The sequence below is a fragment of the Actinomadura fibrosa genome (genome assembly GCF_900659615.1).
Taxonomy (GTDB): Bacteria; Actinomycetota; Actinomycetes; order Streptosporangiales; family Streptosporangiaceae; genus Spirillospora; species Spirillospora fibrosa.
This window is the reverse complement of record NZ_CAACUY010000115.1, coordinates 22,193-29,106: the sequence shown is the minus strand read 5'-3', so window position 1 is coordinate 29,106 and position 6,914 is coordinate 22,193. Positions and strand designations below refer to the sequence as shown.

At 75.5% G+C, this 6,914-nt stretch carries 6 protein-coding genes and 1 pseudogene; 6 read left to right on the top strand and 1 reads right to left on the bottom strand.

Going from position 1 to position 6,914, the window contains the following annotated elements:
- The 5 genes and pseudogenes from E1300_RS50405 to E1300_RS29875 form a co-directional block, all read left to right on the top strand.
- Window positions 1-264, top strand: a pseudogene (locus E1300_RS50405) (hypothetical protein); the annotation flags it as partial.
- 3 nt (window positions 265-267) lie between these two features.
- A complete protein-coding gene (locus E1300_RS29890; protein WP_131760439.1) occupies window positions 268-2,001 on the top strand; it encodes a TRAFAC clade GTPase domain-containing protein in 1,734 nt (577 codons plus the stop codon).
- A gap of 111 nt (window positions 2,002-2,112) precedes the next feature.
- Window positions 2,113-2,724, top strand: a complete 612-nt coding sequence (locus E1300_RS29885; RefSeq protein ID WP_131760438.1) for a malonic semialdehyde reductase — start codon at window positions 2,113-2,115, stop codon at window positions 2,722-2,724.
- 54 nt (window positions 2,725-2,778) lie between these two features.
- Complete coding sequence (locus E1300_RS29880) at window positions 2,779-4,164, top strand: multidrug effflux MFS transporter (RefSeq protein ID WP_131760437.1); 1,386 nt, start codon at window positions 2,779-2,781, stop codon at window positions 4,162-4,164.
- A 19-nt stretch (window positions 4,165-4,183) separates the two neighbouring features.
- Entirely contained in the window at window positions 4,184-5,086 is a 903-nt protein-coding gene (locus E1300_RS29875; RefSeq protein ID WP_165503051.1) for an LLM class flavin-dependent oxidoreductase, read from the top strand.
- Here E1300_RS29875 and E1300_RS29870 read toward each other — a convergent pair.
- A complete protein-coding gene (locus E1300_RS29870) occupies window positions 5,083-5,712 on the bottom strand; it encodes a TetR/AcrR family transcriptional regulator (protein ID WP_131760435.1) in 630 nt (209 codons plus the stop codon). The two genes, E1300_RS29875 and E1300_RS29870, sit on opposite strands and share 4 nt — an antisense overlap.
- A 183-nt stretch (window positions 5,713-5,895) precedes the next feature.
- Between E1300_RS29870 and E1300_RS29865 the strand changes: the two genes are divergently transcribed.
- Window positions 5,896-6,876: a phosphotriesterase family protein gene (locus tag E1300_RS29865; protein WP_131760434.1), complete on the top strand. Its 981-nt coding sequence runs from the start codon at window positions 5,896-5,898 to the stop codon at window positions 6,874-6,876.
- The last annotated feature ends 38 nt before the right edge of the window (window positions 6,877-6,914 follow it).

Here is a 6,914-nt window from a genome sequence, read left to right as displayed (position 1 = left end):
GGACGGTGGACCGCCGAGCTGCCGGGACGCGTCCGGGCCGGGCGGGCGCCGCTGCGCGGCGCGGAGATCGAGCGGCGCAACGAGCTCGTCGAGGTCGTGCTGCGGCTGCGGGCGCGCGGCGTGGCCGAGCCCGCGCTGGAGACGTGGGCGCGGGCGGCGGCCGGGCGGTGGCTCGCGTCCCGGCAGCTCGACGCGCACCTCGCGGGCGAGCCGCGGCTGCGGGCGGCGCTGAAGGACCTGCTCGCCGAGGCAAGGGGGAGGTGACGGATGCAACCGATCATCGTGCTGCTGCTGATCGCCGTGTGGCTCGGGGCCATGTGGCTCGGGTTCATGGTCGTGTTCCCCGTGCTGTTCCCCGTGACGCTGGTGGTCGCCGGGGCCGCCGCGCTCGGCCTGTACTACCTGCACGCGTGCCGGACGCTCGCCCCGTCCACGCTGGAGGGCCCGTCGCCGGTCGCGTCGCCGGAGGTGTCGTACCGGCACTACCTCCTCGTCCAGGTGTGGCGGGACTGGTGGACGATCACCCGCACGGTCGTGCCGCAGGTGTGGCGGACGGCGTCGGGGACGATCCTGCGCCTCACCCGCACGCTGCTCGGCGGCCTGTGGGGGTTCTTCGCGTTCCCCGTGTGGCTGGCGCTGTGCGCGGGCATCGTCGCCGCGGCCGTCCCGGCGGCCGTGTTCGTGCTGGCGCTGACCGTCCTGTACGGGGTCGTCGCGGCGGTCGGGCTCGCGGGATGGCTGGCGTGCGTGCTCGTGCTGGCCGGGGTGGAGCGCGTGTTCATGGCGTACGCGCGGATCCTCCAGACCTGCCCGCATCCGTTCTGCTACGAGCGGATCGGGCTGCCGGAGTACGAGTGCCCGGGATGCGCGGCGCGGCATCCGCGGCTGACGCCGGGGGCGGGCGGGGCGTTCCGGCACGTGTGCCGGTGCGGGGCGCGGCTGCCGACCACCGTCCCGCTCGGCCGGTTCCGGCTCGCGGCGTACTGCCCGCACTGCGGCGGGCCGCTGCCCGAGCGCATCGGGCGCGTCCGGGTGGAGCCGCTGCCGTTCGTCGGCGGGCCCGCGGCGGGCAAGACGACGTTCATGGTCCTCGGCATCCGCGCGCTGCACGCGCGGGCCCGCGCCGCGCACGGCCGGCTGGCGTTCGTCGAGCAGCGGCACGCGCAGGCGTACGAGGGCGCGATCCGCGAGTTCCGGCGCGGCGGGCGGCTCGCCAAGACGGGGCCGGAGCTGCCGCTCGCCACCATGGTGGACGTGGAGCTGCCGGGACGCGCGCGGCGGATCCTGTACCTGTTCGACCCGGCGGGCGAGCACTACACGGGCGCGACGGAGGTGGAGTCGCTCCGCTACCTCGACCACGGCGAGGCCCTGCTGTTCATCGTGGACCCGTTCGCGCTCCCCCAGGTCCGGCGGGCCCTCACCGCGGACGAGCGGCGGCTCGTCGACCAGGCCGCGGCGTCGTCCGGCGAGGACCCGGCCGACACGCTCCAGCGGGTGCTGAACGAGCTGCGCTCCCGCCCGGACCAGGGGCGGCAGAAGCGGGTCGCGGTGGTCGTCACGAAGACCGACCTGCTGGCCCGCACGGAGATCGGCCGCTGCCTGGCGGACGGCGCCGACGGTCCCGACCTGCGCGGCTGGCTCGGGCGGGTCGGGCTCGGCAACACCGTCCGGACCATCGACCAGGTCGCCGGGCAGGTCCGCTACCTGGCGTCCGGGCTCGGCACCGAGCCCGCGGAGGTCGCCGACCTGCTCGGCTGGGTGTCCGGGCTCGCCGCGCCCGCCCCGAACGGCGACCGGCCGCCCGTCGCGGCGGACGAGGGGCAGGAGGTGCCCGGCACGGCGCCGCTCCGCGCCCCCTGGCCGGTGCGGGGGCGGGACGGCGAGCACGTCCCGGCCGGGTACCAGGTGGGACGCTGGGCCGTCCTCGCCGGGCTGTCGCTGCTGACCGTCGCCACCGTCACGGGCGCCGTCGTCGCGGCGGCGGAGCGCCTCCCGTTCTGACCGGTTTGTGACGCACTCCACTCCCTGACGCGGCAGATAACGCACCGTCATCCGGTTGAAGCCTTCCGGAGCCCCGACCCGCAGGCTCCCACCCGACCGGAAGGCGAAGCGATGACGACGATGGCGCCCGAGAACCTGCTCCCGCTGGACGAGACCGCGCAGGACCTGCTCTTCCGCGAGGCCCGCACCGCCAACTCCTTCACGGCCGAGCCCGTGACCGACGAGCAGCTGCGCGCGATCTACGACCTCGTCAAGTGGGCGCCGACCGCGATGAACGCCCAGCCGCTGCGCGTCGTCGCCGTCCGCAGCCCGGAGGCCCGCGAGCGGCTGGTGCCGCTGATGGCCGAGGGGAACCGCGCCAAGGTCGCCGCCGCGCCGCTGACGCTGATCGTCGCCGCGGACGAGGACTTCCACGAGCACCTCCCGACGACCTTCCCGCACCGGGAGGGCGTCCGCGAGGCCATGGCCGCCAACCCCGGGCGGCCCGCGATGGCCCGCTTCAACGCCTCCATCCAGCTCGGCTACCTGATCGTCGGCATCCGCGCCGCCGGGCTCGCCGCCGGTCCGATGGCCGGGTTCGACGCCGCCGCCGTCGAGCGGGAGTTCCTCGGGGACGGCGCGCTCCGCGCCATCGCGGTGGTGAACGTGGGCAAGCCCGGCCCGGACGCCTTCTTCGCCCGCAACCCGCGCCTCGGGTACGAACAGGTCGTCACCACCGTCTGACCGGACGGCGTCCCGACCACGCCCCGCACCACGCCCGACCACGGAGAGAGCACCATGTCGCAGGCGGCCAGCCCATCGGATCCCGCTTCCTCCGGTCCCGGCTCCGACGCCCGCCGCGCGCCCGTAACCGACGACCCGCCCCCCGAAACGGCCGACACGCCCGCCGTGGCGGCCGGGCCACCCGCCGACACGGCCGGGATCTCCGCTGACGTGCCTGCCGGGCGGCGGCGGCTGGTCTTCGTCACCGTGCTCGGGGCGCTGACCGCCATCGCGCCGCTGTCGATCGACATGTACCTTCCGGCGCTGCCCGAGCTCGCCTCGGACCTGTCGACCGGCGCGATGCAGGCGCAGCTCACGCTGACCGCGTGCGTGGTCGGGCTCGCCCTCGGCCAGGCCGTGGCGGGCCCGCTCAGCGACGCCCTCGGACGGCGCCGCCCGCTGCTCGTCGGCCTCGCCGTGTACGCCCTCGCGTCGCTGCTGTGCGTGGCCGCGCCGACCGTGGAGGCGCTCCTCGCGCTCCGGTTCGTGCAGGGCGCCGCGGGGGCCGCCGGGATCGTGATCGGCCGCGCGATCGTCCGCGACCTGTACGACGGCGTCGCCGCGGCCAAGTTCTTCTCGCTGCTGATGCTGGTGAACGGGCTCGCGCCGATCCTCGCGCCCGTCCTCGGCGGGCAGCTGCTGCGGCTCATGCCGTGGCCGGGCGTGTTCGCCGTCCTCGCCGGGGTCGGGGTGGCGCTGCTGCTCGGCTCGGTGTTCGGGCTGCGGGAGACGCTGCCGCCGGAGCGCCGCGAGACCGGCGGCGCCCGCGCGACGCTGGGCACGTTCCGCGGGCTGCTCGCCGACCGCGCGTTCGTCGGCTACGCCCTGTCCGGCGCGCTGGCGTTCGCCGCGATGTTCACCTACATCTCCGGCTCGCCGTTCGTCCTCCAGGACATCTACGGCCTGTCGCCGCAGGAGTTCAGCGTCGCCTTCGGCGTCAACGCGCTCGGGATCGTGGCCGCCGGGCACCTCGGCGGACGGCTCGCGGGGCGGGTGTCGCTGGAGCGGCTGCTCGCCGCCGGGCTCGCGGTCGTCGCGGTGGGCGGCGTCGGCCTGCCGGTGGCCGTGCTCGCGGGGGCGGGACTTCCCGGGGTGCTGCCTGCGCTGTTCCTCGTCGCCGCCGGGCAGGGGCTGATCCTGCCGAACGCGACGGCCCTCGCCCTCGCCGGCCGCCCGCAGCGGGTGGGCGGGAGCGCGTCCGCGCTGCTCGGGCTGGCGCAGTTCGCGATCGGCGGGGCCGCCGCGCCGCTGGCCGGGGTCGCCGGGTCCGGCACCGCCGTGCCGATGGCGCTGACGATCGCGGTGCTGGCGGCGGCGGCCGTCGCGGTCACCGCGCTCGCCGCCCGTCCCGGGCGTTCCGGGCGTTCCGGCCGCACGGCAAGGGTTGCGTCACGGAACTGACCGCCCGTACGGTCGGAAGGTGATCGTCAGAATCGGCCTGGCCCCCGCCGCGTCCGCACCCGACCCCGACGCGCTGACCGCGCTCGCCACCGGCCTGGAACGCGAGGGGTTCGACTCGCTGTGGGTCTCCGAGCGGGCCACCGGCCCCGCCGGGGACCCCGTGGTCACGCTGACCTACGCGGCGGCGCTGACCTCCCGGATCAAGCTCGGCACCGCCGTCATGACGCTGCCCGGCCGGTCTCCCGCCCTCGTCGCGCAGGAGCTCGCCTCGCTGGACCTGCTGGCGCGCGGCCGGCTGCTGCCCGCGTTCGGCCTCGGCCTGCGGCACGCCGGCGAGCAGCAGGCGTTCGGGGTGCGCCGGGAGGAGCGCGCCGCGATCTTCGAGGAGGCGCTGCCGCTGCTGCGCCGGTTCTGGGCCGAGGACGAGGTCACCCACGCGGGGCCGCGGTTCCGCTACGAGGCGCTGCGCGTCCTGCCGAAGCCCGCCGCGCGCGGCTTCGACGTGTGGATGGGCGGCACGTCCGAGCCGGAGCTGCGCCGCACCGGGCGCCTGTCGGACGGCTGGCTCGCCGCGTTCACCACCCCCGCCGAGGGCGAGCGCGGCCGCCTGCTCGTCCAGGAGGCCGCGGCGGGCGCGGGGCGGGAGATCGAGGAGGAGCACTTCGGCGCCGTCGTCCCGTACCGGCGCGGGCCGCTGTCGGCGGACGCGGAGGCCCGGTTCGCGCGCGCCCGCCGCCCGCACGGCCCGGCCGACCTCGGCGACGTCATCCCCGACCTGGACGGGCTGGAGGCGCACCTCAAGCGGCTCGTGGAGGCGGGCCTGTCGAAGTTCGTCCTGGCCCCGCTGGACGCGCCGGGCGACTGGGACGCCGAGCTGGCCGACCTCCGCGACGCCGTCCTCCACCTCCAGACGCGCCGCTAGCGGCCGGCTCCCCGGCCCGCGGCGGGGTTGTCGAGGCCCGCGAGGACGAACGCGGCGACCTCGTCGGCGAGCCGGTCGGCGGTCTTGCGGCCGTCCGCCCGGTACCAGGACGGCATCTGGTTGACCATGCCGAGCGCGACGATCGTGACGGTCTCGGCGGGGGTCGCGGCGGCGAAGGCCCCGTCCCGCTGCCCCTGCTCGACCAGGCCGCGGAACGTCACGTGGTAGCGGCGCCGGTCGGCCCGGACGGCGTGCATGCGGGCGTCGTCCAGCCGGTGCATCTCGCGGGCGAAGACCTTCGCCTCGTCGATGTGCGCGGCGGTGCTGCGGATCAGCCCGGTCAGCACGGCGCGGACGGCCTCGCGCGGCGGCAGGCCCGCCGCCAGCACCCGGTCGAGGTCGGCGAGCTGCCGGGCGATCAGCGAGTGGTAGATCTCGTAGAGCAGGTCGTCCTTGGAGTCGAAGTAGTGGTAGAGCGCGCCCTTGGTGACCGCCGCGGCCTCCACGATGCCCTGCACGGACGTGCCGTCGAAGCCCTTCTCGGCGAACAGCCTGAGGGCGGCGTCCAGGATCCGGCGCTCGACGGGGCTCTCCCGGACCGGCGCGGCCGGCCTGCTGTCGGTCATCGGCGTTCCTCCCAGTGACTGCCTGCGGCACGCCCCCCGGCGCGTCCTCGACACGCCCGCCGGCGTGCCATTGACGTGCCCGCGCCTCCGGTCATAGCTTGCCAGAAACCGACCGGTCGGTATGCGGTCGAGCGAACCCGGCAGCACGGACTGCGCAGCACGGACAGCAGGGAGAACCACCCGATGCCTTCGGTACAGACCGTCCGCGGCCCCGTCGACGTCGCCGCCCTCGGGCGCACGTTCATGCACGAGCACGTCTTCGTGCTCAGCACCGAGCACGTCCAGAACTACGGCGAAGGGGCCTGGTGGGACGAGGAGGAGCGGGTCGACGACGCCGTGGCCAAGCTCCGGGAGCTGCTGGACCGCGGCATCACCACGATCGCCGACCCGACCGTATGGGGCCTCGGCCGCTACATCCCGCGGATCGCGCGGATCGCCGAGCGGGTGCCCGAGCTCAACATCATCGCCGCGACCGGGATCTACTCCTACAACGACATCCCGTTCCAGTACTACTACCGGGGCCCGGACACGCTGCTGGGCGGCGGCTCCGACCCGATGATCGCCGACTTCACCCGCGACCTGACCGAGGGCATCGCCGGGACGGGGGTCCGCGCCGGGTTCCTCAAGTGCGCGATCGATCAGCCGGGCCTCACCCCGGGCGTCGAGCGGATCCTGCGCGCCGTCGCCGGGGCGCACCGCGAGACGGGCGCGCCGGTCACCGTCCACACCGAGAGCTCGATCCACGCGGGGCGGACGGTGGTGGACCTGCTCGGCAAGGAGGGCGTGGACCTCACCAAGGTCGTCATCGGGCACGCCGGCGACAGCAACGACCTCGACTACCTGATGGAGCTCGCCGACACCGGCGCGATCCTCGGCATGGACCGCTTCGGCCTGGACGTGATCAACCCGACCGCGGACCGGGTGGACACGGTCGTCGCGCTGTGCGAGCGCGGCTACGCCGACCGGATGGTGCTGAGCCACGACGCGAGCTGCTTCATCGACTGGTTCGGCCCGGACCCCGAGACGCTGCGCTCCATGGCGCCGAACTGGAACTACCGGCACATCAGCGACGACGTCCTGCCCGTGCTGCGCGAGCGCGGCGTCACCGAGGCCCAGCTCGACCAGATGCTCGTCGAGAACCCGCGCCGCTACTTCTCGAACTGAGCCGTCCCGGCGGAGGACGGCCACCACGGGCCGGGGCG